Below are 26526 nucleotides of genomic sequence, written 5' to 3'. Positions count from 1 at the left end.
AGGCAAAAGGGGCGAATTTCCCTATTTCATTGTATAGAAAAGGGTCAGATTATTGCCTGATTGTTCAAGCTTCAGCGACGGGTTTGCTTCCAGGTACGGCGCCAGCGGGATATATTCTTCTTCACTGGTTATTTCTTCATCAATCAGATGGGCAAGAACGGCAGCACGAATGTTCAGGCCATCATTTTCTCGCTTGAACAAAGGGTGTACGGTCGGGAAGAAAATGCCGTTGATCACGGTATCCCCATCCTGGTCGCTTAACTGCAACGATTTGACTCCCAGTGATTGCAGGGCTTCCACCACCTGCGCTGCATCATCCTCCACGACAATGTCTGGTTCCAGACCCACATGATTGACGACTGTGTGCTTCGGCGTGAAGTACTCATTCAACGTCAGCTTGAGTGCATCTCCTTCAGAGAGCAGCATGACTTGCTGCGCACTGCCTTTTCCATACGTTTTGGTTCCGACGAGTTTAGCTACCTCATGATCCCGCAATGCCCCAGCCAAAAGTTCTGACGCAGATGCGGAGCCGCCGTTTACCAGAATTCGAACTGGCATGCCAATATCTCTTCCATTGCGTACCCAGGTTTCCACTTCCACACCATTGCGGTTTGTGGTATACATCAGCAGGCCCTCTTCCATAAACAGGCTTGCAATATCTCTTGCCGAGGACAGATAGCCACCGCCGTTATCCCTGAGATCAAGAATCAGCCCTTTGAGCGGCTTGCCTGTTCGCGCAAATGCAGTCAAGTAATCACGAACCTGGTAAGCCCCGTCCGATCCAAAGGTTTCCAAGCGAATATAGCCAACCGGTTCATTGGCAAACAGCTGTCCTTCTGCTTCAGGCAATGTCAGCATGGCTCGTTTCAGACGCACCTGCAATTCCCGGCTCTCGGACGCACGGTACACCGTCAACAACGCCTCGCTACCCTCAGCACCTTTGAGATACGCGTATGCTTCCTCAAAGCTCTTGTCCTCAAGTGTAATATCATCTACCTTGATGATTCGATCGCCTCGCTGAAGCTCAGACGCTGCTGCTGGTGAATCCGCTACGATTTCACGAATGATAAAAGCGCCATCCTGCAATCTCAGACGAAAGCCAAATCCGACAAATTCATTTTCCACACTGGATTGAAAGTATCGAAGCTCATCATAGGTAAAAAATACGCTATGAGGATCGTCCAGGCTCTCCAGCATCCCATTGATCGCCCAGTAGTTGAGCGTCGTGGCGTCAAGCCCTCCCTTTCGTTGCCATTCCGCCAATCGCCGCTCCAGTTCATGGAGCGTATCATCTTCGGAAGAATACAGCAGTTTCATCTGTTTTTCCTCTTCTGCCATTTTGCTCGCTAGCTGCAAAGCCCCCTGTATCAATTGCTTTTCATCCGGTCTGCTGAGATGACTTTCCATGATATTCCAGAATACCTCTTCTGTCTCCGTAAAGGACGGCTGTTCGGCGGACACGGACAGTGCGAGGCTCAAGAACATGACCGCTGCCAGGAGAATGTGCGAGATTCTCTTCATCGACTCACCTCATTTTTTACCTGCTCAGGAATCGTGACTTTTACGTTGGCATTGTACTCGTAGATGTCCGTACCAGAGTAGGCTACGTATTCCTGGCTTTCGTAAATTTCTTCGTACCGCCAGAAATGTTGAATCAATTGATCACTTTCACGGTCGATATAGTACTTGTTCATGTACAATGGTGCGCTCAAGATTTTGCCTTTTCCCAACACTACCTGACGTCCCTTTTCTTCCAAAAACGGCCGTGGTATCCATTCCGTGATGACGTCGTAGCGTCCATAGGACTGCTTGTAATAGCGGGCATTCAGATCGCGAATCCGCTCGTTGATGTTTTTGGCACCCACCCATTCATGCAAAAAGTCGAGTTTGTTTATCCGGTTTTTTACCCATTGCTCACTTTCAGAATCATAGGTGTAATGGATTCTTTCCTTCGTATCGGTGTAAGAGTCCATGGGGTCCAAAATTCGTTTATAAGGAGATTGGAAGTATCCGGTGGTCCGACTAGCTTTCTTTTCCCGATCGATATCTTGCGTGTACTTGAACAGGTAGCCGCTGAGTACAGACTCTCCCTTGACCTGCATGGTGGACGCTCTGTCCATTTTGCGCAGGCTGTAGGCGAGATCCAGAGCAATAGCGGACTGCTCCTTTAACGAAGAAATATCTTGCTTCAGCAGCTTCACCAGCTGCACCATCCGCGTATCATTTTTGTAAGGCGACAGAGATGTGACCAGCTCTTCCGCTTCAGCCATGCGGTCCTGTGCGATCAAATAGTACGTCACATTGGTCAGCGCCTCATGGTTTTCAGCAGCGAATGAACGATATCTGGTCAATGCATCGTCGATCTTCCCCGCCTTTATTTCCAAAGCAGCAAGATAGATCACAAGCGATTCCCATTCATCCGTGTCTTCCTTTACTTTTGACTCGTAGGTAGAGAGCCGTTCCAATACCTTGCCATATATTTTGGAATCTGAAGAACCCATCTGCAGCGCAAGATCATAGACGTTTGCGCTAAGCAATTGCAGCGTTTCCGGCAGGATGATTTTATCCTCGAAATACGCGTCGATTGCCAGAAAGGCTTCATTCAGATTGTCTTCGAGCGTAATGTTCGGGTCCCAGCTCAGATAGTAGTGAGCGCCAATCTGGTTCGGAAAGGATCTTGTCTCCAATTTGCGCAAATCGCTGTACGTCTGCTCGGAATCCATTTGATTGATAATCGCATCAACAGCGTCCACATACTTTTGTTCTTCCACCGATTTCTGAGCGGTGTAGGTTGCAAATAGCGGAAATACATCCTGAATCTCTGGAACCATCGGAAACTTTTGACCGTCGTAGTCAAGCAAAGGAAGAATCGGGTCCTGCATCAGATACTGAATCAAACGGTCTGCGGCAGCTGCTGCTTCCCCTCGTTTCAGCTTGTCGTTCTTTTCTCCTTCCAGCCATCCCCAGCTTTTTACTTCCTCCAATGCAAGCGAGCTGTCCTCTCCCATCGTGAACATCAGCAGCAACTTGGCTGCCTCGTCCTGAGAGATGGCTTGATTTGGACTCATATTTTCGCCAGGAAAGACCGTCTGGATCGAGCCTGGACCGTAAAGCCGATCCAGCAAAAAGGAAACGCGCAGAGTCGGGCCGTACATCCACGTAAGGCGATCCACGTCTTTATAAGGCAGATAAGGTTCGGCAAAGCCTTCCCCTTTCGACAATTCCGCATGTTCGGACAGGAATGTCAGCGGGTATAGCTGATATTGGCCGCCCTGGTATACGCGGTCCAGCATTGCCACAAATTCCGCACGGGTCATTTCCCGATTGGGGTAGAAGTGAGGAACCTTGCTACCTGCAGCAAACAAGCCAGCCTCAACACCTCGAATGATGGATGAGCGTGCCCAATGCTTGCTGATATCGTCGTAGGGAAGAAAGCCCCCAGCAGCAGAAGCCACGCCAGGGGTGATTGTGAGCATACTTGTGACAAGTACCCCACACGCAAACGTCAGTATTCGTTTTCGCACATGAAATCCTCCTACTATTCGGTTGGTAGGCCGTTCTGTTAAATAAATTGGAATGGATCGGTATGTGTACGAGAGGCGATGACCTCCGTCTCGTATCCATGCTCCTTCAGACGTTCCTGCAAGTAGGCGGATAGTTTATCCTTCATGATCTTCTCAATGTTATGCCCCGCATCGATGATGGACAGACCATCTGCCTGGGCATCATGTGCCGTATGATAGCCGATATCCCCGGTCAGGTAAGCATCCGCTCCGCGGAAAATCGCTTTGGACGCAAATGAGCTTCCATCGCCACCGACGACAGCAACCTTTTTAATCGTACCATCCAGATCTCCGACAACACGCACGCCCATCAAAGAAAAACGCTGCTTGACCAGCTCGGCCAGCTCTCTAAGGCTCATCGGCTGTGGAAGGTTGCCGATTCTTCCGATTCCATAGCCTGTACCTGGCATATCCAGCGGAATGATATCGTACGCGACTTCCTCATACGGGTGAGCAGAAAGCATCGCCTTGATGACGGCCGATTGACGAGATGCAGGCATAATTAGCTCCATTCGCACCTCTTCCACCTTTTCCAGCTTTCCTTGCGTTCCGATGAAAGGCTGTGTTCCTTCAGAGGGCAAGAAGGTACCCACTCCCTCCACCTGGAAAGAGCAGTGATCGTAATTACCGACCTTCCCCGCCCCAGCGCCGCAGACGGCTTGGAAGACGGCATCTCGGTGGCTCTTTGGAACGTAAACAACCAGCTTTTTCCACGCATCGCGATGAAGAACATCCAGCACCTCGACATCAGCCAAACCGATCGCTTCAGCCAGCCAGTCGTTCATGCCCCCTACTGCCACATCCAGATTGGTATGCGCTGTATATACGGCGATATCATGCTTGATCAGCTTTTCGAAAACACGTCCCGCTGCAAGATCGGTACGGATATTTTTCAATGGACGGTAAATCACAGCGTGGTGCGCCACGATCAGATCCACACCTTCGGCAATCGCCTCATCCACGACGGATTCGAGTACGTCCAGCGCGATCATGACCTTTTTTACCTTTTTTTGCAAAGTACCTACGTGCAACCCGATTTTATCGCCTTCCATCGCCAAGGCTTTGGGAGCCAGACGCTCTACTTCTTGAATGACTGTTTGTCCATGTGCAAACATGCTAACACCCCATCTATCCATTCAATTTCGCTCTCGATTTGCTTTAAGCGCTCTTTGGCTTCTGGTTTATCTGAACGCTCAAGCTGAGTCCGTACTTTGGTCCACTTCTCTCTTTCATGCTGCCATTTGGTATGCAGCTGAGGCGGCTTCTCCTGCCAGAGAAATGGGCCGATGCGAACCAGCTCTTCCAGAGTCCGATCCGTTTGTGCATAAGGCGCATTGGCATCTCCACGCTCTGCTACCAGGATCTCATAAAGAATACCGTCTTCCTCCAATATGGTTTCGCTTACGAGTTGCCATTCGTTTTCCAAAAACCAGTGTCTCACCAGCTCTTCCCCTACATTTGGCTGCAAAATCAACCTTTTTACACCTGTCAATTTTTCTTTTCCATTTTCTAATATGGAGGCAATCAGCTGTCCACCCATCCCGGCGATGCAGACTACCTCTACTTCCCCAGGGTTGATAACCGCCAAGCCATCTCCTTTTCGCACAGAAGCACGGTCTCGTATCTGCAAGGTATGTATTTGCTTCAAGGCTGCCTGATAAGGTCCTTCGTTCAATTCACCGGCAATCACGAAGCTGGCAATATCCTCTACAAGTAAATAAGAAGCCAACAACGCATGATCCGATCCGATGTCGGCGACGCGGGCTCCTTTAGGACAATAGCGGGCAATCGTCTCTAGCCGCTTTGAAATTGTTACAAATGTCATCGTCAATTTCCACCTTCCATATCCTATATTTTACCCTATTTGCTCGTCATTGCCCAATCATAATTCCCCCCTTTTCATAGCCATATAACGACAAAATCCCTGCCATTTCATACATGGCAGGGACGCTTAGCTTCGAATATTTACGAACAGCCGATTTCTCGAGCAATGACATTGCGCAGAATTTCAGAAGTGCCTTCTCCTATTTCCAAAAGTCTTGCATCGCGGAAAAAGCGCTCCACTTGATATTCACGCATATAGCCGTAACCACCGTGTATCTGGATCGCCTGATGCGTGATCGACATCGCCACCTCAGAAGCGTACAGCTTTGCCATCGCCGCTTCTTTGGTAAAGCGCCTGCCGTTTTCTTTCAACCATGCTGCTTTGTACACCATATTGCGCGCCAATTCAATCTGCATCGCCATATCCGACAGCTTGTGCTGAATTGCCTGAAAATGGCTTAGCGTATTTCCAAAAGCGGTTCGCTGTTTGGCGTATTGCAGTGCCTTTTCGTACGCTGCCTGAGCGATTCCGACGGCCATCGCTCCAATACCGATCCGACCGCCATCCAAGGTAATCAAGAACTGTTTGAAGCCCTCACCTTGCTTGCCCAGGATATTCTCTTCTGGAATCCGTATATTCTCCAATACCAGCTCTGTGGTGTTGGAGCTATGCAAGCCAAGCTTGTCATAATTAGCCAGCACTGAAAAGCCTGGTGCATCCGTCGGCACGATAAACGCTGTAATCCCACGAGAGCCCTTCTCTTTTTCCGTAACAGCCGTCAATGCGAGGAAAGACGCATAAGAAGCGTTGGTAATGAAGCATTTGGAGCCATTGATCACCCACTCGTCTCCCTGAAGCTCCGCTGTCGTCTTGGTTCCGCCTGCATCGGAGCCCGCATTCGGCTCTGTCAGCCCAAAAGCACCCATGCTCTCACCACTGCATATTTTGCTCAAGTATTTCTCTTTTTGCTCCTCCGTGCCGAACAAATGCAACGGGGCTCCACCCAAGGATATATGCGCAGAATAGGTGATTCCCGTCGAACCGCAAGCACGGCTCAATTCCTCCACCACAATCGCGAAACTGATGGCATCTGCACCAGCCCCGCCGTATTTTTCTGGAAAAGGTAGCCCCATCATGTTCAGATCAGCAAGCTGCCGAAAAATATGAACAGGAAATTGCTTGGTTTGATCACGTTCATCTGCACCAGGAGCCACTACCTCATCCGCAAATTCCTTCATGACTTTTTTTAGCATTTTTTGTTCAGAAGTCAAATCGCAGTTCATTCATACCCCTCCATGTAAACGCTTTAGCATAGGTTGGACAAGGATTTCAAGATTTCGACTGAGCGTTTGTTCAGAATTGTATCCCTATTATACACCATTGTTTCCCAGATGTGTTGTTTTTTCCTTCATCCATTTTAGGACAAACGAAAAAACACGCCTAATTGCGGCGTGTTCCCAAGATCATGGCTCCCAAAAAAGAGATTGCTGCCAATATGTAACCTACATTGTAAGTACGAAATCCAATCATGAATCCTACTGTTTCGGCCCCAAGGAAAAAGCCAGCCAACAGGACACCAATCAATACCATCCACTTGTTATCCACTTGCGTCACCTCTGTCTTGCATGATGTCATGCTCAGGCGCTACAGTCTCAGCCAAGCATACCAGTACCCTCTTGTGAAGAAAAAGAAGGCAGAAGCCAAAAACACTTTGATAAACAGCAACAGCTGAATCAAGTCCCGCAAGGCATCGGGGATGTACAAGGACTGAATTTCCGCACCAAAGAAGCAGAGCAGTCCGCATATGGAAAATACGCCAGCCCATTTCGGATTCGCTTGATGCATCATGAATCCAAGTCCTGTCAGGATAGCGGCCAGAGGTACCCAATACAGCTCAGCCAGCCACCAGGTATATTCCTCCCCTACCCGGTCCTTCGTTGCGATCCCATAAAGCAAAGCCAAACCGAGCATACCGCAATAAAGCAAATAGGTAAAGCCGAAGACAAAAGCGTTCGCGCATAAAAAGACGCAGAGGATGCCGAGATAGATCAGGATAAAGGCAAGGGAGCCATTCAACTGGAGGATGCTGTAGATGCCTCCCCAAATTAAAATCAGGAAGCATAATCCGAGAAAAAGATGGGTCAAAGGCACCTGCGAACGGCGAAAAACAAATGCCAGTATATAGAAAACGAGTGCAAAACAAGCAAAGATGGTAATTTGCATTGGGGTTTGAAAACGGTTAAAATGAAAAGCAAGTAAGATCAAACCAGCGATAATAAAGGCGCCGACTAGCCAAGCCAGGATCATTTTTCCGGTAACTGGAGAAACCTCCCGTCTCGCATACGCATAGGCTACATCCGTCGCACTCCCTGTACCGGTGGTTTTTCCTGGTCGAGCAACTGACGAATCAGTCCCGCTTTTTCCTTGCTTACCCGTGGTGACCGGAGTAGCTGGTCGATCCCCTTCTGTATACAGGTTTAAAAGGAAAATGCAGTAATGTTCAGGCAGCAGATGATTGCGCCGCCAATTCTCAATTTCCGCTATGATGGTTCGTTTGCGCTGGTCTTCCAACGCGGCCCCTCCTTTATTGACGGAACTGTCGTCATTACATATGTAAACATTCCGATAGAAAAATAAAAGCCTACGTCGGCTGTACGTAGGCCACATACCTTATATCGGTTATTCGAGGAAATCTTTTAAGCGTTTGCTTCTACTCGGATGGCGAAGTTTTCTCAAGGCCTTTGCCTCGATTTGACGAATGCGCTCACGCGTAACGCCAAACACTTTCCCCACTTCTTCTAATGTACGGGTACGACCGTCATCCAATCCAAACCGCAAGCGAAGTACGTTTTCTTCGCGATCTGTCAGCGTATCCAGCACGTCTTCCAGCTGCTCTTTCAACAACTCATAAGCCGCAGCATCGGAAGGCTCGAGCGCATCCTGATCTTCGATAAAATCTCCCAGGTGTGAATCGTCTTCTTCCCCAATTGGTGTTTCCAACGACACAGGCTCCTGTGCGATCTTCATAATTTCGCGAACTTTCTCTGGCGTCAGATCCATTTTTTCAGCAATTTCTTCGGGCATGGGTTCCCTGCCCAATTCCTGCAGCAGCTGTCTGGAAACACGTATGAGCTTGTTGATCGTTTCCACCATGTGCACCGGAATCCGAATCGTACGTGCCTGGTCGGCAATCGCACGCGTAATGGCTTGGCGAATCCACCAAGTGGCATACGTACTGAACTTGAAGCCCTTGCGATAATCAAACTTCTCTACCGCCTTGATCAGACCCATATTTCCTTCTTGAATCAAATCAAGGAAAAGCATACCGCGTCCTACGTAACGCTTCGCGATCGAGACAACCAAACGCAGGTTGGCCTCAGCCAGGCGACGCTTTGCTTCTTCGTCACCTTGCTCAATACGCAGAGCCAGTTTAATCTCCTCTTCAGCGGAAAGCAGAGGAACACGACCAATTTCCTTCAGATACATACGTACAGGGTCATTGATCTTGATTCCAGGTGGAACGGAGAGATCATCGAAGTCGAATTCATCGTTGTCTTCGTCTTTCAACTGCATCTCATGGGGTTCATCATCGTCTTCGCTCTCGTTGTTTATCTCGATTCCCTGATCGCCCAGATATTCAAAAAACTCATCCATCTGATCCGAATCTTGTTCAAAACCAGCAAGGCGATTCGTAATTTCCTTGAACGACAACGCGCCTCTTTTCTTACCTAATTCGACTAATTGTTCCTTCACTTGTTCGATGGACATTGCTTCCATGTCAGAAGTGATGTTTTGTTTGTTCATCTACTATCCCTCCTTCCCCGGGAATGATCGGAAGCTACCCTTCTTTTAAAGCATTTTCCAATTCAAGAATCTTCATCCCTGTAACGGCTGCTTGAATTTCCAGTTGTTTGCGCGCATCCTCGCTGTCCGCTGCGGTCGCTTGGAGGTGTAAGCTCCGCTGCTCTTCGCGCAATCGTTCCAACTCGGCACGCTTCGGGTAGTTATTCACTTGTTTGATGTAGTCGCCTATCTCTAAATCAGATACGTCTTCCTTGCACTCCATCATGGCCAATCCCGAGGCTAATTGCTTTAATGAATCGTCCTGCACATAATGTATAAACCTTCCAGGGTCCTCAGGGTTTCCCTCTGCGTAATAGGCGTACAAGTACGCGGCCAATGCATCGTGTTCGTCCACCTGAAAATGGGCGTTACACTCTTGTTGGACGCGAGTAGCAATGTCTTCGTTGCGCATCATGTAGTAAAGTAGCATTCGCTCTGCCGTAAAGTAAGCGGGTGGCAATGATTTCGCGAGCGTAACTTTGCCATTATTTATACTATTATTCCATGCTGGCTCTACTTTATCCCTTTGCCGATCACTTTTTTGTTGCCTAAAAACACGTTTGGACTCCCATTTTAAATCATTGAGGGAGAGTGAATGCTCTTCCGCCAATTGGCGCTGGTACAGATCCCTTTCGATTGGGCTGTCCAGATCATTAATGATTTCTAGTGCCTTCGCAATAAAGCGGGCTTTGTCTGTCTCATCGTTTATTACGATTTGTCCCCGTAAATGTTTCAATCGAAAAGCAGTTACTGGCATGGCTTGCAGCAAAACCTGCTGCGAAAAGGCATCCGCTCCATGCTGACGAATGTAATCATCCGGGTCTGTGCCCTGTGGCAATGGCGCCACACGTACGGTCAATCCAGCTTGCTGCAAGATGTGAATCGCTTTGCTGGTTGCTTCCTGACCAGCGGCATCACCGTCGTAGCACAGTACAACGGAATCCACATTGCGTCGAATGATACGGGCTTGTTGTTCGGTCAAAGCCGTCCCCAATGTGGCAACACCTGTTGTAAACCCGGCCTGCCATGCTGACACGACGTCAACATACCCTTCAAACAACAATGCCTGCTTCTTCTTTCTTATGTATGGGCGGGCACGGTGCAAATTGAACAGGGTAGCGCTTTTGTTAAACAGTACGCTTTCCGGGCTGTTCAGATACTTCGGCTGTGATTTGGCTTGCGAAGTGTCGAGCATTCTTCCGCCAAATCCAATGACGTTGCCCTGTGAATCATGGATTGGAAACATCACGCGGCCCCGAAAACGGTCAAAAATCTTGCCTCCATCACTCTTGGCTAACAGCCCTGCTTCCACCATCACATCGAGAGAAAAATTTCTTTTCTTCAAAAACTGTGTGAGGAAATCCCAGGAATCCGGGGCAAAGCCAATCTGATATTCGGACACGGTTTTCATGGACATCCCGCGCTGGGTGAGGTACTTCATCGCATCCACCCCATACGGCGTCTCTGTCAGCACGTATTGGTACAGCTTGGACGCGAGCTGATGCGCTTCCTGCATCAGATGCTTCAAACGTTTTTCAGGCGAGTCCTCTTCATGCTTCGACTGGAGCTCGGGCATCGGTATTCCGGCACGATCTGCCAGCTTGTGCAGGGCTTCCGGAAACGTCAGCTGCTCCAGGTTCATTAAAAAGGAAAAGACATCCCCACCTGCTCCACAACCAAAGCAATGATAAAACTGTCGCTCTGCATTCACGTTGAAGGAAGGACTCTTTTCTGAGTGAAACGGGCATAACCCCAGATAGGCACGACCGCTTTTTTTCAGTTGCACGTACTCTCCTACAACATCAATGATGTCGACAGCGGAACGCACTTGATTGACAAACTCATCGGAAGTGTGACCAGCCATCTCTATCCACCTTTTAAGGAGAATCGCAGAATAAGTTATTCGTCAAAATTCGTCAATTTCCTTCTTTGGTTCACACTTCTTTTCTACATTTCTACTTTGCCACATTTCAGCAAGCGGTAAACGCATTCCCATCAGCCTTGGGAGTCTTACTCCATCATCATTTCTACAAAAAACGCCAAAATCCTTCCTTCGACCTATTTCTTGTCTCTTCGCATGTTATTTTTGCGAATGATCTCCAAAATGATGTTGGCTGTTTCCTCTACCGCCTTGTTGGACACATCAATGACAGGACAACCAAGACGTTCGATAATTCGCTTGGAATACGCAAGCTCCTCGGCAATTCGATCCAAATTCGCGTAATTCGCCTGAGCAGTTAGTCCTAGTGCTTTTAACCTCTCTGTACGAATGCCGTTCAACTGCTCCGGATTGATGGTCAGCCCGATACAGCGCTCAGGAGGCAACTCGAACAGCTCCTGTGGCGGGTCTACTTCTGGAACCAGCGGCACGTTTGCTACCTTCAGTCTTTTGTTTGCCAGGTACATGGATAAAGGCGTTTTGGAAGTGCGCGATACTCCGATCAGCACCACGTCTGCTCGCAAAAGTCCACGCGGGTCGCGACCGTCATCGTATTTGACAGCGAATTCGATGGCGTCGACTTTGCGGAAATACTCTTCGTCCAGTCTGCGAACAAGCCCAGGCTTGCCAGTCGGCGGCTCCTGCAGCATGTTTTGAAGCGTATGCATGACTGGCCCCATGACATCGATCGCCGGAATTCCGTATTTTGCAGCCTGCTCGATGATGTAGGCATTCAATTCCGGGATGACGAGGGTGAAGACGATCATCGCTTTGGATTCTCTGGCCGATGCAATGATTTCGTCAATCGATTCTTTATCTTCAATGTAGGGATACTTCTGCACATCAATACTAAATCGGTCAAACTGACTGGCTCCTGCGCGAACAACAAGCTCGGCTGTCTCACCGATGGAGTCTGAGACCACGTAGATGAGTTGTCCTTGTTGGTTTCCTAGCATCGCTTCTCCTCCTACACTTTCGGTTCGCTACCCAACTCCACAAAAGCTTTGGCAATCGTCGTTTTGGTGACACGTCCGGTCAGCTCCATATTCCTCGGATCCTCTGCACTTGGGTGTACGACTGGCAAGGAGTCAATCTGGAAATCGATCAACTTCTTGGCAGCTGAAAAGAGGGTCTCATCTGGCCCACAGGTAATGATGTTGGGCATTCTCGACATGATGATGCTGACGGGTACATCCTCCAGCGTCTTGTTCCCGAGTGAAGCTCGCAGCAAATCCTTGCGTGAGATCACCCCTGCCAAATACCCCTTTTGGTTGACGACGAACAGCGTGCCCACATCCTCCAGGAACAAGGTCACGATCGCATCGTAAGCGGAGGCTGATTCGGAAACAACAATCGGCATCGCTTTATATTCGTTGACGCGAAGCTTGTGAAGACGTTCACTAATAACCGAGCTTGCGGGTCGTCCGGCATAAAAATACCCGACCCTTGGTCTGGCTTCTAAATACCCTGACATGGTAAGGATGGAGAGATCGGGACGCAAGGTTGCACGAGTCAGGTGGAGCCGATCTGCAATCTGCTCTCCCGTAATCGGTCCATCATCCTTCACTATTTGTAAGATCTGCTCTTGTCGCTTGGTAAGCTCGATGGTTAATCACCCCGGTTCTATCCTGTTACCTTCTCCTAGTATTACTCTATTCGTGCAGATTTTCCTTCTTTCACAGCAAAAACGGTCAAGACCATTTTGGCTGATCGCAAGCGATGTCTATATTTAATGAAAAACGTCGAGACGTTTTTCACAAAAAGCTGCCCCCGCTCGAAATTTGGCGGAGGCAGGTCTGTTCAATTAGGCAAAAACGAGTTTGGCGAAATCCGCGTAACCGAAAATCAGGCGGGACAGTCTCAGCAGCAAGCCGAGTCTGTTGGCACGTACAGCCGGGTCCTCAGCCATGACCATGACTTGGTCGAAGAAGGATTTGATCGGTTCTTTGAGCGTTGCCAGCGATGCAAGCACCTTCTCCTGATCATCCAAGCTTTCTATTTCTTTACTAACGGATTGGTAGGCGGTATACAGATCGCGCTCGACCTGTTCTGCGAACAATGACTCGTTCACATCGTCAGCTGTCGCTTTTTGCGCGAGGTTGTTGACGCGGTTAAACTGTTCGACGATGAGTTTGTACTCCTCATCAGAAGCAACAGCAGCCATGAGCGCTTTCGCTTTGGCCAAAACAGCTGGTACCAAAGAGACATTAGCAGAGAGGACCGCATCTATAACGTCATAGCGAATGCCGTTCTCCTGCAGGACATTTTTCAGGCGCAGTGCAAAGAAGTCGATCAGATCTTTCTTTACCTCGTCTGCCGTGCGCTTGTTGACACCTTGTTCAGCATAAGCGGAAAGAGCAGCGTCCCAGAGCTGTTCAAGGGATAGTGTCCAGTTGCGTTCGATCAGAATCGAGACGATACCTGCGGCCATGCGACGGAGTCCGTAAGGGTCCTGGGAGCCTGTTGGGACAATGCCAATCGCAAAGCAACCCACAATCGTATCCAGTTTATCTGCCATGCTGACGATAGCACCTTGGGTGGAACCTGGCATCTGGTCACCGGCAAAGCGAGGCAGATAGTGTTCAAACACACCGCGTGCCACTACATCGCTTTCTTTTGCCTTGCGCGCGTAATCCTCACCCATGATGCCTTGCAGTTCAGGGAATTCGCCCACCATATTCGTCACCAGGTCAAACTTGGCGATTTCGGCGATGCGATCGACCTGTTGGGCTTCCGCCTGGCTGATGGCAAGCTTGTCGGCGATTTGAGCGGCTGTCTTGCGGACACGGCGCACTTTGTCTCCGATCGTGCCCAGCTCTTCATGGAACACGATGGATTCCAGTCGCTTGGTGCAGCTCTCAATCGACAGCTTCTGGTCTTCTTCATAGAAGAAGCGGGCATCGGAGAGGCGTGCACGAAGCACCTTCTCATTCCCTTTCGCTACGTTTTCCAGTGCACGGCTGTCTCCGTTGCGCACAGTCACAAAATGATTGAGCAACTGCCCCTCGGCGTTTTCCACCGGGAAGTAGCGCTGGTGCTCACGCATCGAGGTAACGAGCACCTCACGCGGGATAGACAGGAATTCTTCCTCAAAGGTACCGAACAAGGCTGTCGGGTATTCTACGAGATGCACCACCTCGTCCAGAAGTCCTTCGTCCATCGGAATTTTCCAGCCCTGCTCCTGCTCCATGCGGCGAATCTGCTCGACGATGGTAGCGCGGCGCTCCTCCGGATTGACGACAACATACTGTTCCGCCAGCTTGCTTACGTACTCGTCAGGCGAGCCCAGCTCCACTTCTTTCCCCAGAAAACGATGTCCGCGCGTGATGCGTCCAGCATGTACACCCGCGATTTCCAGATCAATCAGCTCTTCTCCGAACAACGCGACCATCCAGCGGATCGGGCGCAGGTATTTCAGTTCATTGGCACCCCAGCGCATATTTTTCGGGAAGCTCATGCCCGCGATTACATCGCTCAGCTGTGGCAAAAGGTCCTTGGTTTCTTTTCCTGCTTCAGACTTACGCGCATGGATGTACTCCACACCGTTCACTTCTTTAAAATACAGCTGGTCGACCTCTACTGCGTTGCTGCGAGCGAAGCCTTGAGCTGCCTTGGACCAGTTGCCAGCTTCATCCTGAGCAATTTTGCGAGCAGGCCCTTTTGCTTCATCATTGCGATCCGGCTGTTTTTCAGCAAGTCCGCTGACCAGTACAGCGAATCGGCGAGGTGTTTCATAAGACGTGATCTGGTCAAATGGCAAACGCTCCTGAGCTAGCCATTTTTCCACTTTTTCTTTAAACTGAGCTGCCGCCTGAGCAACAAAGCGAGCCGGCATTTCTTCCAAACCAATCTCCAACAGCAAATCGCGCTTACTCATGCGAACCCTCTCCTTTCGCCTTTCCTTTTTCCAGCAGTGGGAAGCCAAGTCGCTCACGCTCTGCGTAATAGGTCTGAGCGACTTCGCGGGACAGGTTGCGGACGCGGGCAATATATCCTGTACGCTCAGTTACACTGATCGCACCGCGGGCATCCAGCAGATTAAAGGTATGGGAGCATTTCAGCACATAATCATAAGCCGGGTATACAAGACGCTCTTTCATCAGGCGCTTCGCTTCGGCCTCATACGTATTGTAAAGCTGGAACAGCATGTCCACATCCGAGAGCTCGAACGTGTATTTGGAGTGCTCGTACTCCGGCTGCAGGAAGACGTCACCATAGGTATAGCCGTTCACCCATTCCAGTTCAAACACATTTTCCTTCTCCTGAATGTAGGAAGCGAGACGCTCCAGTCCGTACGTCAGTTCGACTGCTACGGGCTTGCACTCCAGACCCCCTACCTGCTGGAAGTACGTAAATTGGGTAATCTCCATCCCATCGAGCCATACCTCCCAGCCGAGTCCCCAAGCACCAAGACCAGGATGCTCCCAGTTGTCTTCCACAAATCGAATGTCATGCTCAAGCGGATCAATGCCGAGCTCACGCAAGCTCTCCAGATAGAGCTCCTGGATGTTGTCCGGTGACGGCTTCATGATGACCTGAAACTGGTGATGCTGGTAAAGACGGTTCGGGTTTTCTCCGTAGCGACCATCCGCAGGTCGACGGGAAGGCTCCACATACGCCACATTCCAAGGCTCAGGCCCGATCGAACGAAGGAATGTCATCGGGTTCAGTGTACCCGCACCTTTTTCTACGTCATACGGCTGCACGATCAGGCAATTTTGCTTGGCCCAAAAGTTTTGCAGGGTCAAAATGATGTCTTGAAACGTCATTTTCATGCTCTTTCCTCCTCAATATTAGAAAACTTGGCTACGGCCAAGCTTTTGGCGGAGCCTTAGTTGCACTTATACTATCTTCCGCTAATCTTTTTAGCGCTTTAGCGCACTTAAACTTTCCGATAGTAAAATAAAACCTCTCGCCGCCTACACCGTCTGTACAAGACCGTGTAGGGACGAGAGGATTCTCGCGGTTCCACCCTACTTGACGAAGCTTCTAGCCTCGCCCACTTTCCTAAAAATTGCTCCGGAACGCCCTTCATCTGCATGGTGACCGGGCTCTCACTCTTCCCGATTCGCTTTTCACAACCAGTGGCCGACTACTCTTTTCCTTCATGGCAATATCGATGATCCAATTTGGTACTTATCATAACGGAAAGAATTCCATCTGTCAATTAATCGCTATTAGGCATCTGCATGCGTTCCAGCTGTTCCAGAAACGAGCGACTTTTCAGGCGGAGATCGAGATGTTCGTCCATAAAGCTGCGCAAAATATGCTTCATCTGGCTGCGTGTCGCGGGCTTTACCTCGATTTCTCCCAGTCGCTCCAAATCAAAGACCTGGAACAGCCGCAATAGCTTCCAGGTAGAAGGAGTAACCGCTCGCGCATACGGATCAGATGGCGAGCACACCGGACACAACAAGCCGCCTTGGGTAATGCTGATCGTATACGGTTCCCTTTGTTCACCGCAATTCGTGCAATAGGAAAGCTGCGGAGATATCCCTGCCACCTGAAGCATTTTTGTTTCAAAAATGCGACAGAGAATCTCCGCATCCCGCCCTTCGTCGAGATAACGAAAGGTATGAAGCAACAATTGAAATAAAAAGGGATTTGCTTCACGTTCGTGTGTCAACCGGTCCAACAGTTCCGCTATGTATGCGGCATACGCCGTCTCATTCAGGCTCTGCCGAAGGTCACGAAACGAGTCCACGATATCTCCTTGTGAGAGATCAGGCATTCCTGCACCTGGTCCAGCCTTGCACAAGTAATAGCCGTGAGTAAATAGCTGGGAGACGGCGGCCAGGCGGCTCTTCGCCTTTTTGGCTCCGCGCACCATGATGGCCAGTTTGCCGTGCTCCCGGGTAAACAATGTTACAACCTTGCTAGACTCTCCGTAGTCTACACTGCGGATCACAATGCCTTCCCACTTTACAAGCATGCCTGCGACTCACCCAATTCGTTCTGGGCGAAATCAAACGCGTCCTCCTCATCTGGACTAGCTGTTTGATGGTGATCACGGTACAGAAGGTAAGCCTGGATATCACCGGTTGAAGCGAAAACTCTCCAAGAAAAGTCACGAAGCATGGAGCATCATCCTTTCCCGTTTCGGCTAAGATCCACTTCCTTCTTAGAATCACCTATGCCCGTTATTCTATCCGTTGGAAAAATTTCACCTTTAGCAAGGTCTTTTATTCTTCGTTGTAAAAACCAAAGTTGCGCAGCATCCGCTCTTGATTGCGCCAGTCTTTCTTCACCTTGATCCACACTTCCAAGAAGACCTTGTCGCCCATCAATCGCTCAATGTCATGGCGAGCACGGCGACCGATCTCCTTGAGCATCTGGCCCTTCTCTCCGATCAGAATTCCTTTTTGCGAATCCCGCTCTACATAGATGGCGGCGTAGATATACAGAGTCTTGCCATTTTCTCCACGCTTCATCTCTTCTACGACGACCGCAATCGAGTGAGGGACCTCTTCTCTCGTCAGATGAAGAACCTTCTCCCGGATGAGCTCGGCCACGACGAAGCGCTCTGGGTGGTCTGTGACCTGATCGGCAGGGTAGTACATCGGACCTTCCTGCATCTCATCAAAGATCGCTTCAGACAGGGAGCTGGTGTTGTTCCCTTCCAGGGCGGAAATCGGGATGATCTGTTTGAAATCATGCAACTGGCGATAGTCGTCGATGATCGGGAGCAAAGCTTCCGGATGCACCTTGTCAATTTTATTGATGATCAAGAATACAGGCGTCTTCACTTGCTTGAGACGCTCGATGATGTATTCATCGCCTGCTCCCCGTTTTTCTGTAGCGTCCACAACAAACAAGACCAGATCTACTTCGTTCAAGGTGTTCTCCGCTACAGAGACCATGTAGTCCCCGAGCTTGGATTTCGGCTTGTGGATACCTGGGGTATCGATAAAGACCACTTGGCCCTTTTCGGTGGTATGGACAGCCGTAATTTTGTTGCGAGTGGTTTGCGGCTTGTTGGACATGATCGCAATTTTTTGACCGACCATGTGATTGATCAAGGTTGACTTGCCTACATTCGGCCTTCCCACAATAGTGACGAAGCCAGATTTAAATGATTGTTTTGTCTTGCGGTTATCCACGTAAATCCTCCTTGGTGAAAGCCCCTGGCAGCAGGGCAGATACAGTCGTTTCCGTGACTTCTCCGTTCAAATTCGTTAAAAATACTGGCATTTGCGGCGGACAAAGCTCTGCCATCACCTGGCGGCACGCTCCGCAGGGAGAGACCGGTCCCGGCGTATCGGCTGCTACAGCCAATGCAGTAAAGTCACGCTCTCCTTCTGAATACGCTTTGAAAAGTGCTGTTCGCTCTGCACAATTGCACAGAGAGTATGCAGCGTTTTCGATATTGCCCCCCAGATAGACCTTCCCCTCTCCTGTCAGCAAGGCTGCACCAACAGGAAACTGGGAGTAAGGAACATACGCCAATCCTCTAGCTTCCAGCGCTTTTGCCATCAAAGCTTGTTTATCCATTCTCATCATTCCTCATCGATAGAGTATATATGAACAAGTCTTTCAAAAGACACCAAGAAACCAGACATCTGCCTGAAGGTGCAGTTCGTCCGGTACTCTTGAGTGTTTCTAACCCCAAATCTTGTGGAACAAAGGAGGGCCAAAGACAGCGATTCCAATCAGGACGGCCAAACAGGCAGCCACCAAAACGGCGCCAGCGGCTGCATCCTTGGCAATTTTCGCTTTGGCATGCCAATCTGGGGAGGCGATGTCCACAGCAGCTTCGATCGCCGTATTGACTATCTCCAGCGCAAACACAAGTGCTATCGCAAAAAAGACTAGCAAAGTATCGTTGCGAGAAATATCCAGCCACCAGGATGCGACTAGAGCAAGAACGGCTGCGACTAGGTGGATCTGCATGTTTCGCTGAGTCTTTACCGTATAGGCTATTCCCTCTATCGCGCAGGAAAAACTGCGCACAAAGCGATGCCATTCCTTCACAGCAATCCCTACCTCGTCAAGCCAATTTCCTGCAAGACCTCTTCTTGACGAGAAAACATTTCCTTTTCCTCTGCCTCAGTGCCATGATCGTAGCCCAACAGGTGCAAGAATCCATGAACGGCGAGAAAGCCTAATTCGCGTTCAAAGGAATGTCCGTAGTCCTCAGCCTGTTCCTTGGTTTTGGGCAAGGAAATGATGATATCGCCAAGCATATTCGGATAGTCGTCGATCTCATCTTCGTCGATGAAGATCTCCATCTCCCCTTCACCTTCTTCATTCATGGCAAAGGACAAGACATCTGTGGGGCGATCGACACCGCGATAATCACGATTCAGCTCGTGAATCCGCTCGTTATTCACCAGGGTAACGACAACCTCGCCGGTTACTTCTTCACGTTTAGCGGCTGCCTGCAAGCATTGAATAATCAATTCCTGCAAACGCTCTTCAATGGGTTCGATCTCTTCGTGCAAAATTTCTACAGATAGCACAGTAGTAAAATCTCCTTTTTCTTCCACCATTCATTTATCGGTTATTCTGATCCGCTTCTTCCTTGGCATAAGCTTCAATGATCTTCTGTACCAGGCTGTGACGGACAACGTCTCCCTCCTGGAATCGGATAAAAGCGACGTCACGAATTGGATTCAATATACGTTCAGCTTCCCGAAGACCCGATTTTTTTCCTTTTGGAAGGTCAATCTGGGTCACGTCCCCTGTCACCACCATTTTGGAACCAAATCCAAGGCGGGTCAGAAACATCTTCATTTGTTCAGGCGTAGTATTTTGAGCCTCGTCCAAAATGACAAAGGAATCTTCCAGCGTACGGCCGCGCATGTAAGCGAGTGGAGCTACCTCAATCAAGCCTCTCTCCATCATTTTGGCGACTTGTTCGGTGCCGAGCATATCGTACAGGGCATCATAGAGCGGGCGCAGATACGGATCTACTTTCTCCTGCAAATCTCCGGGCAAGAATCCCAGGCTCTCACCAGCTTCTACGGCCGGCCTGGTCAAGACAATCCGCTTGACTCGTCCACTTTTCAAGGCGTTGACTGCCATGACGACAGCCAGGTATGTTTTTCCCGTACCAGCAGGACCAATTCCAAATGCAATATCATGTCGCTTGATCGCAGACAGATAATGCCGCTGTCCCAGTGTCTTTGCCCGAATCAGCTTGCCGCGTTGGGTACGGGCTACTTCTTCGTCATACACATCGAGCAGTTGCGCTCCCTCACCACGCTCGATCAGCATCATCGCATAGGAAATGTCTCTCTCGGACAGGGCGATACCCCGGCGAATCAACTGCAGGAGGATACCAAACAACTCTGTCAGCTTATCCACTTCCGCCTTATCACCGGTAATCACCAGCTCTCCTTCTCTGGTCATGACCTTGGCGGAGCTTTTCTCCTCGATCAGCTTTAGATACGCGTCGTGCGGTCCAAACAACAGCAAGGCTTCAGATGCGTCTGAAAACGGGATTTTTACCTCATCTTGTACGTGCAACTTAGCTTCCATCTCCTCGGAACGGTTATCATTATTACCTCACGAATTGCTGTTTACTTCCGGTGTCTGGGGAACGCCCACGATCGGTTGTTCAACACCGATGTCTTCGATGACTGAAAAATGAATGCTTACGTAAACTTTACCATTCTCTGATGTAGCGTGCAAAACTTTTTCCTGTTGAATGGAAGCATCCTTGCCTGCCTTACGCAGGATATCCTCACGAGCAAATCGAATAGCCAACGCTTTTGCTTCCTCGACTTTCAACTCTTTTTGGGTCTGTACAATCTCTTCGTGCGTCACCCTTTTCCAGCCAACCGGCGATGTATACCCTGCATAGCCAGGCATGAATCGCTTTTCCTTGCTTTCATATTGGCTAAATGGCAGCTTCTCGAACGGCCATACCTGCACCGCGTACGGACCAATCACCAGATATTGCTGATCCTGTTTTTCTCCGGTCAAACGCGTGTGGCTCTGTTTGAGAGGTACCGAAGCATTGCTGATATACCAGACTTCACCTCGGATTGTCCCTTTTGCAGAAACGGCCTTTTGGCGCTCGTCGTTCCCAATAATACCGGAGATGAGCACTTGTCCTTTTTCAACAAATTGGTTTACCGTCACCTGACTGCGGCCGGCTTCAGGCAAAATTGTTTGGATCACCGCACGTTTTTTTGCAACTAAATGACGCGGTCCGGTCACAATCGGTTTGGCAGGCTCGTCTTTTTCCACTACCTGCAGTGTCACCTTGGTTCCTTGGATCTTCACCCCCACCCAAGTCACTTCCGGCAGAAGGCTTGTCAGCTCTCTTTGCAAATGCAGTGGTTCTTTTAGTTTGACCTTCCAAGCCCCTTCTTTAATCCCTATTTGTTCAGCTACCTGCATGACTCTTTCAGGACTCAATTGCTTGGTGCCTTGAACTTCAACGGTCCATATGAAGGATGAGAGCATGTACAATCCGACAAGAAAAAGAAATGCTCCAATCGCCAAGCCAGATCTTCGACGAAGCCTGGCCAACCAAAATGGAAAGCCTTCCCGCTGCTCGACGTGACTGCGACAGCCTGTCTCTCTCATCAAAGGACGCAGCCGAAAATAATCCTTGATCAAAATATCACAACGGCACGCTTCCGTACCTACTCGACGAATATTCCAGATGCGCAGACCTTCACGTACTGCCATGTTGAGGAAGCGTTCAAAACGCTTTCCCCTCACCGTGATCGTGACGTATCCCTCTGTCCACTCCTTCAGTCCATAACGCATACATGAGTCCCACCTTTTTCATGTGTTTGATCCCAATCATGGCTTTTCCAAAAATTTCACGCTTCCAATCCGGCCTTCCAGCAAGACCTCTTCTGGCAGAATCGCCCGAATGACAAGCTGTTCCCCCGATACGATCAGCTGTCCATTGGTCAACAACAAACGGAGCTCTTTTTCACTAAAGTGCAGAACTCCGCGATGATTTTCTATGTACATTTGAAGATGCCCGATCATCGTGATCCGCGGGACTTCCAGAACTACATCTTGTGGCAGGTCCAATACCCCTCCGGCCAGATGGCGCAGACGGCGGCTCCAACGCCTCATGGAAAAGCCCCCTCTCGTACTGGCGCAATGACGCCGAATAGCCATTCACAACCGTTCTTAACCATTTTTATGCGCCCAATCAGCAAGTGATTCATAAGAATTAAGTCTGCTCTGCCCTTCCTTGACTCATTGCCCTTAACCATTCTTTCTTGAACGGAATAAAAAAAAACTTGCAGCTCCTTTTGAGGAAGCGGCAAGCTATGTGTGTTTGTCATTCAAATGTGCGGGAGCAGCAGATTCTTCATACCGAGAAAGCGTCTTCCATTTTTTGATGACGCGTTTCACTTTCTCTGCCGTGCAGCCACACGCTATGGCTGTCTCGTAGATCGACTTTTTTTCAACAATGGCAAGCTGAATCACCTTTTTGCGAAAACGTCCCATTTGATCCACACTTTTCGTATCCACCGCTTAACCATCCTCCTCTGCGATGTTGGAAAAAATTTCAATCCTAAGAGTAGAATAGTAAACCTACTAAAGATAGACAAGTTTATATTTTCGCTATAATTCGACATTTTCAATAAAAGAAAATGCCCCATCCAGTCGTTTTTCGACTCAACGGGACATTCACTTCGTTGTGTAATCGATGAATTACTCGCTTCTCCGCCGGGTATTTGGAGAAGCATATGGAGCTTTCGAGCGGGGTTCCCCAAAGATCAATGCCCACTTCATCCCTTCACGAGGGTCCAGCTGGATCGCAGACTTGGAATTTGGAGCCTCCTCCATTGATCGTCCACTCTCTTCTCGCTCTGAAGTCATTCGCTGCACCACTTCGGAAGGTCGGTCAAGCCTTTCGTATTCCATTCCGACTTGTTCCCGTGAATCAGCCTGCACGGGTTCGTACTTGGAAGAAGCACGAACCGCTTTTCTCTCCTTGGTCTTTTGAGGAGTGGGGAAACCTCCGCTCTCCACAGGAGTAAGCGTTCTTCTCTTCTGCTCCTGTCCTGCCTTTTTCGCAGCCTGACCGAAAATCTTGTATCCGATGTACCCCACGATAAGGAACCAGAACTTGCCGATCAGCGGCCATAGCCAACTTAAGACATCGCCAACCAGGTCGAGGAGCAGAAAAATGAGGTCATCCATGTCAGGTTACCTTAATCCTGGCCGTCTGTGGACTCAGTTTTTTGCTTTTCGCCCGGCAATCCAAACGATTGACGCATTTGTGTATCAGCTGCTATGTTTTGCATATTGTAGTAATCCATAACGCCCAGTTTGCCAGATTTCAGTGCTTCTGCGAGTGCAAGTGGAACCTGCGCTTCTGCTTCCACAACCTTCGCTTTCATCTCTTGTACGCGAGCAATCATCTCTTGCTCTGTCGCTACCGCCATTGCACGACGCTCTTCTGCTTTTGCCTGGGCAATCTGTTTGTCTGCTTCGGCTTGGTCGGTCTGAAGCTCAGCACCGATGTTTTTGCCTACATCTACGTCCGCAATATCAATCGAGAGAATTTCGAAGGCAGTACCAGCATCAAGACCTTTGTTCAATACTGTTTTAGAAATCATATCGGGATTTTCCAAAACCGCTTTGTGACTATCCGAAGAACCGATCGTCGAGACGATTCCCTCACCTACACGAGCAATGATGGTTTCTTCACCAGCACCCCCGACCAGACGGTCAATATTGGCACGCACGGTCACTTTCGCTCTTGTGCGCAATTCGATACCGTCTTTCGCCATGGCTGCGACGATTGGGGTTTCAATCACTTTCGGGTTAACGCTCATCTGTACTGCTTCCAGCACGTCACGTCCAGCCAGGTCGATCGCTGCTGCACGTTCAAAGCCCAATGGAATATCTGCACGCTGTGCCGCAACCAGCGCGTCGACGACTCGGTCTACGTTACCGCCTGCTAGATAATGGCTTTCCAGTTGGTTCGTATCGAGCTCCAAGCCCGCTTTACGCGCTTTGATCAACGGATTCACGATCCGGGACGGTACAACACGACGCAGGCGCATCGCCACGAGGGTAATGATCCCGATCCGCACACCCGAAGCGAGTGCCGAAATCCAGAGCATGACTGGAACAAACGAAAAAAATATGGAAAGTACGACGATCGCTACCGCGACCATAAATATGAGGGGAATCAATCCGCCGTCTAACATGAGCATCTACTCCTTCTGTTCTTCTTCCTGCACTACAACGCGAGTGCCTTCTACCTGTACTACCACTATTTGTACACCGGCCTGAATAAATCCTCCTGCGGAAACAGCATCGACTCGCATTCCCTCGATCTTGGCAACACCCGCCGGGCGGAACGGTGTAAGCGCAATTCCTTTTTTACCTACAAGATTACGTTGGTCTTTGGGAGCTACGTATCCTTGTTCGTTGCGCTGTTCATCACTCAGGATAAAACGGTTTATCAGGCCTTTAAACCCGTATTTCTTGATCAGGATAAAGGTAATGACCGCCGTAATCAGTACGGCAATTCCCAAGGAGGCCAGTCCTTGCTCTGTATCGTAGGCGGCCATGACGAGACCACTTACTATACTGATAAAGCCTATCGCGCCAACGATTCCTCCGGGAAGGAAAATTTCGAGGATCATGAGCAAAATACCGAAAAGAAACAATCCGATGTGCAGCCAGTTGGCAAAGCCTGCCACGTAATGTCCGAAGAAATAAAGACTGAAAGCAAAGATCGAAATCGTCCCTGCTACACCAAAGCCTGGTGCAAACAGTTCGACTACGATTCCCCCCAACCCGATGATCAAAAGCATGCTCATCACAACCGGACTGGTTACCCAACGAGCGATATTTTCTCCGATCGTCGGTTCAATCGTCTGCATCGTGTCTGCAAAGATGCCATATTGTTTGAGCAGCTCATCTTTACCGCTCACCAAGCGGTCGGCATACCCAACCTCCTTCGCTCGCTCTGCATCGAGAGACAGGACTGTTCCCTTTGGCTTCAAACCAGGAAACTCCGTGTCTATTTCCACCATTGCACGAGCGACATCAGGGTTTCGATCATTCAGCTTCGCAGCCGCCTTCATCTGGTTTGACCACCCTGAGATCAATTTGATTTCTGCAGCATTTCCTGCCATGTCGATAGGAGTAGCTGCTCCCATGCTGCTACCAGGAGTCATCACGATCTCATTCGCATTCAATGCGATATAAGTACCTGCTGAAAACGCCTGATTGTCAATATAAGCAACTACGTGTATCGGCGATTGGCGAATGAGCTCACCAATGGCTCCAGCAGCATCAATCTTCCCGCCCGGTGTATTGATATCCAGAATAATCAGATCAGCTTGCTGTGCTTCTGCCTCTGTGAATGCTCTGCGTAAAAAGCTCTCAAGACCCTGTTCGATTTCCTTCTCGACAGGGATCCAGACCGCTTTTTGGTAGGTCTGAGCCGTCGTTACCGGGGAAAATAGCAGAAGTATCATCGATGCAAGCAGACAAAGAAGCGACACTAGCAAGCGCACGCGACTCATCGCTGAGCGGGTTGCACTCATCCCATAAACCTCCTTTCCACTATCAGCTTCCCACGAATGGTTACTATGGTATACGGAGAAGTTCGACATTCGTTTCATTTTTTTGCCGGAAGTACCAGGAAAAATGGAATCGTAGAATACAAAGAAAAACTCAACCGATATCCGGCTGAGTTTTTCTGCGTATCTATATGAGGGTGTTACTCATTTAATTAGGTAATTCCTCAGATACAATCTTCTGCACGAGGTTCCCGTCTGCTCTGCCTTTTACTTTGGGCATGATTGCACCCATCACTTTGCCCATCTCTTTCTTAGAGCTGGCATGGGTAGAGGCAATCGCTTCACGAACGATTTCACGAATCTCATCTTCGCTAAGCTGAACGGGTAAGTAAGCGGAGAGCACATCGATCTCTTCGCGCGCTTTCGAGGCAAGTTCCTCACGGGCTGCCTTCTCAAATTCGTGGAGGGATTCACGGCGTTGTTTTAACTCACGAGTCAAGATGGTCAGCACTTCATCGTCAGACAAAGTTCTGCCTTTGTTTATCTCTTCGTTCTTTAACGCGGCTTTCACCATGCGAATAACAGAGAGTTTTAGAGCAGCTCTGTCTTTCATTGCTTGCTTCATATCTTGATCGAGTCGCTCCATTACACTCATGATGGGCCCTCCGTCAATTAAAACTTGCGCTTGCGAGCAGCTTCGGATTTTTTCTTGCGTTTAATGCTAGGCTTCTCAAAGTGACGACGTTTACGCAGTTCTGCCATCACCCCAGATTTTGCGCTTTCACGCTTAAAGCGGCGAAGTGCGCTATCCAAAGACTCGTTTTTCTTGACTCGAATTTCTGCCATTTGTCTTCCCTCCCTCCGCTAAAACCGTGGGACGCCTGAATCGAA

Annotated in this window: 28 protein-coding genes; all 28 read right to left on the bottom strand. The window is 49.4% G+C overall.

From position 1 onward, the window contains the following. Positions 1-21 precede the first annotated feature (21 nt). The 28 genes from JZI27_RS00990 to rpsU all read right to left on the bottom strand — a co-directional run bounded on the left by JZI27_RS00990 (position 22) and on the right by rpsU (position 26481). Positions 22-1521, bottom strand: a complete 1500-nt coding sequence (locus JZI27_RS00990) for a S41 family peptidase (protein WP_280206319.1) — start codon at positions 1519-1521, stop codon at positions 22-24. After that, on the bottom strand, positions 1518-3524 hold the full coding sequence (locus JZI27_RS00985; RefSeq protein WP_057133849.1) for an S-layer homology domain-containing protein: 2007 nt from the start codon (positions 3522-3524) through the stop codon (positions 1518-1520). Before JZI27_RS00985 ends, JZI27_RS00990 begins: the two co-directional genes overlap by 4 nt. 38 nt (positions 3525-3562) lie before the next feature. Beyond that, complete coding sequence (locus JZI27_RS00980; RefSeq protein ID WP_280206315.1) at positions 3563-4678, bottom strand: Nif3-like dinuclear metal center hexameric protein; 1116 nt, start codon at positions 4676-4678, stop codon at positions 3563-3565. After that, the gene (locus tag JZI27_RS00975) at positions 4642-5388 is read right to left on the bottom strand and encodes a tRNA (adenine(22)-N(1))-methyltransferase (protein ID WP_122907179.1); all 747 of its coding nucleotides are present in this window, start codon (positions 5386-5388) and stop codon (positions 4642-4644) included. The genes JZI27_RS00980 and JZI27_RS00975 overlap by 37 nt, the downstream gene beginning before the upstream one ends. A 140-nt stretch (positions 5389-5528) precedes the next feature. Next, positions 5529-6671, bottom strand: coding sequence for an acyl-CoA dehydrogenase (locus JZI27_RS00970; protein WP_280206312.1), 1143 nt, complete (start codon positions 6669-6671; stop codon positions 5529-5531). Between the two features lie 157 nt (positions 6672-6828). Next, on the bottom strand, positions 6829-6993 hold the full coding sequence (locus tag JZI27_RS00965; RefSeq protein WP_280206310.1) for a hypothetical protein: 165 nt from the start codon (positions 6991-6993) through the stop codon (positions 6829-6831). A gap of 39 nt (positions 6994-7032) precedes the next feature. Continuing rightward, a complete protein-coding gene (locus JZI27_RS00960) occupies positions 7033-7959 on the bottom strand; it encodes a hypothetical protein (protein WP_122907181.1) in 927 nt (308 codons plus the stop codon). Positions 7960-8067: 108 nt separating this feature from the next. Next, a complete protein-coding gene (gene rpoD / locus JZI27_RS00955; RefSeq protein WP_122907182.1) occupies positions 8068-9192 on the bottom strand; it encodes an RNA polymerase sigma factor RpoD in 1125 nt (374 codons plus the stop codon). Positions 9193-9226: 34 nt separating this feature from the next. Next, positions 9227-11095, bottom strand: a complete 1869-nt coding sequence (gene dnaG, locus JZI27_RS00950) for a DNA primase (protein ID WP_251243582.1) — start codon at positions 11093-11095, stop codon at positions 9227-9229. 194 nt (positions 11096-11289) lie between these two features. After that, the gene (locus JZI27_RS00945) at positions 11290-12126 is read right to left on the bottom strand and encodes a pyruvate, water dikinase regulatory protein (protein ID WP_122907184.1); all 837 of its coding nucleotides are present in this window, start codon (positions 12124-12126) and stop codon (positions 11290-11292) included. A gap of 11 nt (positions 12127-12137) precedes the next feature. Then, positions 12138-12776 (bottom strand): transcriptional regulator CcpN, encoded by a 639-nt coding sequence (gene ccpN / locus JZI27_RS00940; protein ID WP_280206774.1) that lies wholly within the window; start codon positions 12774-12776, stop codon positions 12138-12140. Positions 12777-12974: 198 nt separating this feature from the next. Further along, the gene (gene glyS / locus JZI27_RS00935) at positions 12975-15047 is read right to left on the bottom strand and encodes a glycine--tRNA ligase subunit beta (RefSeq protein WP_280206305.1); all 2073 of its coding nucleotides are present in this window, start codon (positions 15045-15047) and stop codon (positions 12975-12977) included. Then, a complete protein-coding gene (gene glyQ, locus JZI27_RS00930; protein ID WP_122907187.1) occupies positions 15040-15945 on the bottom strand; it encodes a glycine--tRNA ligase subunit alpha in 906 nt (301 codons plus the stop codon). Before glyQ ends, glyS begins: the two co-directional genes overlap by 8 nt. Before the next feature lie 392 nt (positions 15946-16337). Further along, on the bottom strand, positions 16338-17102 hold the full coding sequence (gene recO, locus JZI27_RS00925; protein ID WP_122907188.1) for a DNA repair protein RecO: 765 nt from the start codon (positions 17100-17102) through the stop codon (positions 16338-16340). Further along, on the bottom strand, positions 17093-17248 hold the full coding sequence (locus JZI27_RS00920) for a YqzL family protein (RefSeq protein WP_122907189.1): 156 nt from the start codon (positions 17246-17248) through the stop codon (positions 17093-17095). The genes recO and JZI27_RS00920 overlap by 10 nt, the downstream gene beginning before the upstream one ends. Positions 17249-17352: 104 nt before the next feature. After that, entirely contained in the window at positions 17353-18270 is a 918-nt protein-coding gene (era, locus tag JZI27_RS00915; RefSeq protein WP_122907190.1) for a GTPase Era, read from the bottom strand. After that, positions 18263-18661, bottom strand: a complete 399-nt coding sequence (locus JZI27_RS00910) for a cytidine deaminase (RefSeq protein ID WP_122907191.1) — start codon at positions 18659-18661, stop codon at positions 18263-18265. Before JZI27_RS00910 ends, era begins: the two co-directional genes overlap by 8 nt. Before the next feature lie 108 nt (positions 18662-18769). After that, on the bottom strand, positions 18770-19141 hold the full coding sequence (locus JZI27_RS00905) for a diacylglycerol kinase family protein (protein WP_251243585.1): 372 nt from the start codon (positions 19139-19141) through the stop codon (positions 18770-18772). A gap of 8 nt (positions 19142-19149) precedes the next feature. Further along, complete coding sequence (gene ybeY / locus JZI27_RS00900; protein WP_183184735.1) at positions 19150-19659, bottom strand: rRNA maturation RNase YbeY; 510 nt, start codon at positions 19657-19659, stop codon at positions 19150-19152. 4 nt (positions 19660-19663) lie between these two features. Continuing rightward, positions 19664-20638 carry a PhoH family protein gene (locus JZI27_RS00895; RefSeq protein WP_122907193.1) on the bottom strand — a complete coding sequence of 325 codons (975 nt, stop codon included), beginning with the start codon at positions 20636-20638 and terminating at the stop codon, positions 19664-19666. A gap of 39 nt (positions 20639-20677) precedes the next feature. After that, positions 20678-21892 carry a sporulation protein YqfD gene (gene yqfD / locus JZI27_RS00890; protein WP_280206299.1) on the bottom strand — a complete coding sequence of 405 codons (1215 nt, stop codon included), beginning with the start codon at positions 21890-21892 and terminating at the stop codon, positions 20678-20680. 36 nt (positions 21893-21928) lie between these two features. Beyond that, the gene (gene yqfC, locus JZI27_RS00885) at positions 21929-22213 is read right to left on the bottom strand and encodes a sporulation protein YqfC (protein WP_251243589.1); all 285 of its coding nucleotides are present in this window, start codon (positions 22211-22213) and stop codon (positions 21929-21931) included. Positions 22214-22411: 198 nt separating this feature from the next. After that, positions 22412-22618, bottom strand: coding sequence for a sigma-70 family RNA polymerase sigma factor (locus tag JZI27_RS00880; protein WP_122907196.1), 207 nt, complete (start codon positions 22616-22618; stop codon positions 22412-22414). Between the two features lie 183 nt (positions 22619-22801). After that, on the bottom strand, positions 22802-23293 hold the full coding sequence (locus tag JZI27_RS00875) for a hypothetical protein (RefSeq protein ID WP_280206296.1): 492 nt from the start codon (positions 23291-23293) through the stop codon (positions 22802-22804). Between the two features lie 11 nt (positions 23294-23304). Then, on the bottom strand, positions 23305-24309 hold the full coding sequence (gene floA, locus JZI27_RS00870) for a flotillin-like protein FloA (RefSeq protein WP_122907198.1): 1005 nt from the start codon (positions 24307-24309) through the stop codon (positions 23305-23307). A gap of 6 nt (positions 24310-24315) precedes the next feature. Further along, positions 24316-25659 (bottom strand): NfeD family protein, encoded by a 1344-nt coding sequence (locus JZI27_RS00865; RefSeq protein ID WP_280206293.1) that lies wholly within the window; start codon positions 25657-25659, stop codon positions 24316-24318. Between the two features lie 184 nt (positions 25660-25843). Continuing rightward, on the bottom strand, positions 25844-26290 hold the full coding sequence (locus JZI27_RS00860) for a GatB/YqeY domain-containing protein (RefSeq protein ID WP_122907200.1): 447 nt from the start codon (positions 26288-26290) through the stop codon (positions 25844-25846). 17 nt (positions 26291-26307) lie between these two features. Next, on the bottom strand, positions 26308-26481 hold the full coding sequence (gene rpsU / locus JZI27_RS00855; protein WP_007727630.1) for a 30S ribosomal protein S21: 174 nt from the start codon (positions 26479-26481) through the stop codon (positions 26308-26310). Positions 26482-26526 lie beyond the last annotated feature (45 nt).

Origin of the sequence: Brevibacillus sp. AY1, assembly GCF_029870785.1 — a bacterium.
GTDB classification, from domain to species: Bacteria; Bacillota; Bacilli; order Brevibacillales; family Brevibacillaceae; genus Brevibacillus; species Brevibacillus invocatus.
The sequence above is the reverse complement of the archived record's forward strand: the minus strand, read 5'-3'. Positions and strand labels throughout refer to the sequence as shown.

Bases quoted from the DNA above. Each gene is read 5' to 3' on its own strand.
- JZI27_RS00910 (WP_122907191.1), bottom strand. From the start codon at position 18,661: ATGGATAAACAAGCTTTGATGGCAAAAGCGCTGGAAGCTAGAGGATTG.
- JZI27_RS00865 (WP_280206293.1), bottom strand. From the start codon at position 25,659: ATGAGTGCAACCCGCTCAGCGATGAGTCGCGTGCGCTTGCTAGTGTCG.
- JZI27_RS00945 (WP_122907184.1), bottom strand. From the start codon at position 12,126: ATGCTAGGAAACCAACAAGGACAACTCATCTACGTGGTCTCAGACTCC.
- rpsU (WP_007727630.1), bottom strand. From the start codon at position 26,481: ATGGCAGAAATTCGAGTCAAGAAAAACGAGTCTTTGGATAGCGCACTT.
- yqfC (WP_251243589.1), bottom strand. From the start codon at position 22,213: ATGAGGCGTTGGAGCCGCCGTCTGCGCCATCTGGCCGGAGGGGTATTG.
- JZI27_RS00975 (WP_122907179.1), bottom strand. From the start codon at position 5,388: ATGACATTTGTAACAATTTCAAAGCGGCTAGAGACGATTGCCCGCTAT.
- recO (WP_122907188.1), bottom strand. From the start codon at position 17,102: ATGCTTGTAAAGTGGGAAGGCATTGTGATCCGCAGTGTAGACTACGGA.
- yqfD (WP_280206299.1), bottom strand. From the start codon at position 21,892: ATGCGTTATGGACTGAAGGAGTGGACAGAGGGATACGTCACGATCACG.
- JZI27_RS00970 (WP_280206312.1), bottom strand. From the start codon at position 6,671: ATGAACTGCGATTTGACTTCTGAACAAAAAATGCTAAAAAAAGTCATG.
- dnaG (WP_251243582.1), bottom strand. From the start codon at position 11,095: ATGGCTGGTCACACTTCCGATGAGTTTGTCAATCAAGTGCGTTCCGCT.
- rpoD (WP_122907182.1), bottom strand. From the start codon at position 9,192: ATGAACAAACAAAACATCACTTCTGACATGGAAGCAATGTCCATCGAA.
- JZI27_RS00980 (WP_280206315.1), bottom strand. From the start codon at position 4,678: ATGTTTGCACATGGACAAACAGTCATTCAAGAAGTAGAGCGTCTGGCT.
- glyS (WP_280206305.1), bottom strand. From the start codon at position 15,047: ATGAGTAAGCGCGATTTGCTGTTGGAGATTGGTTTGGAAGAAATGCCG.
- JZI27_RS00990 (WP_280206319.1), bottom strand. From the start codon at position 1,521: ATGAAGAGAATCTCGCACATTCTCCTGGCAGCGGTCATGTTCTTGAGC.
- floA (WP_122907198.1), bottom strand. From the start codon at position 24,309: ATGTTAGACGGCGGATTGATTCCCCTCATATTTATGGTCGCGGTAGCG.
- JZI27_RS00920 (WP_122907189.1), bottom strand. From the start codon at position 17,248: ATGCTTCGTGACTTTTCTTGGAGAGTTTTCGCTTCAACCGGTGATATC.
- JZI27_RS00860 (WP_122907200.1), bottom strand. From the start codon at position 26,290: ATGAGTGTAATGGAGCGACTCGATCAAGATATGAAGCAAGCAATGAAA.
- JZI27_RS00875 (WP_280206296.1), bottom strand. From the start codon at position 23,293: ATGGATGACCTCATTTTTCTGCTCCTCGACCTGGTTGGCGATGTCTTA.
- ybeY (WP_183184735.1), bottom strand. From the start codon at position 19,659: ATGGTGGAAGAAAAAGGAGATTTTACTACTGTGCTATCTGTAGAAATT.
- glyQ (WP_122907187.1), bottom strand. From the start codon at position 15,945: ATGAAAATGACGTTTCAAGACATCATTTTGACCCTGCAAAACTTTTGG.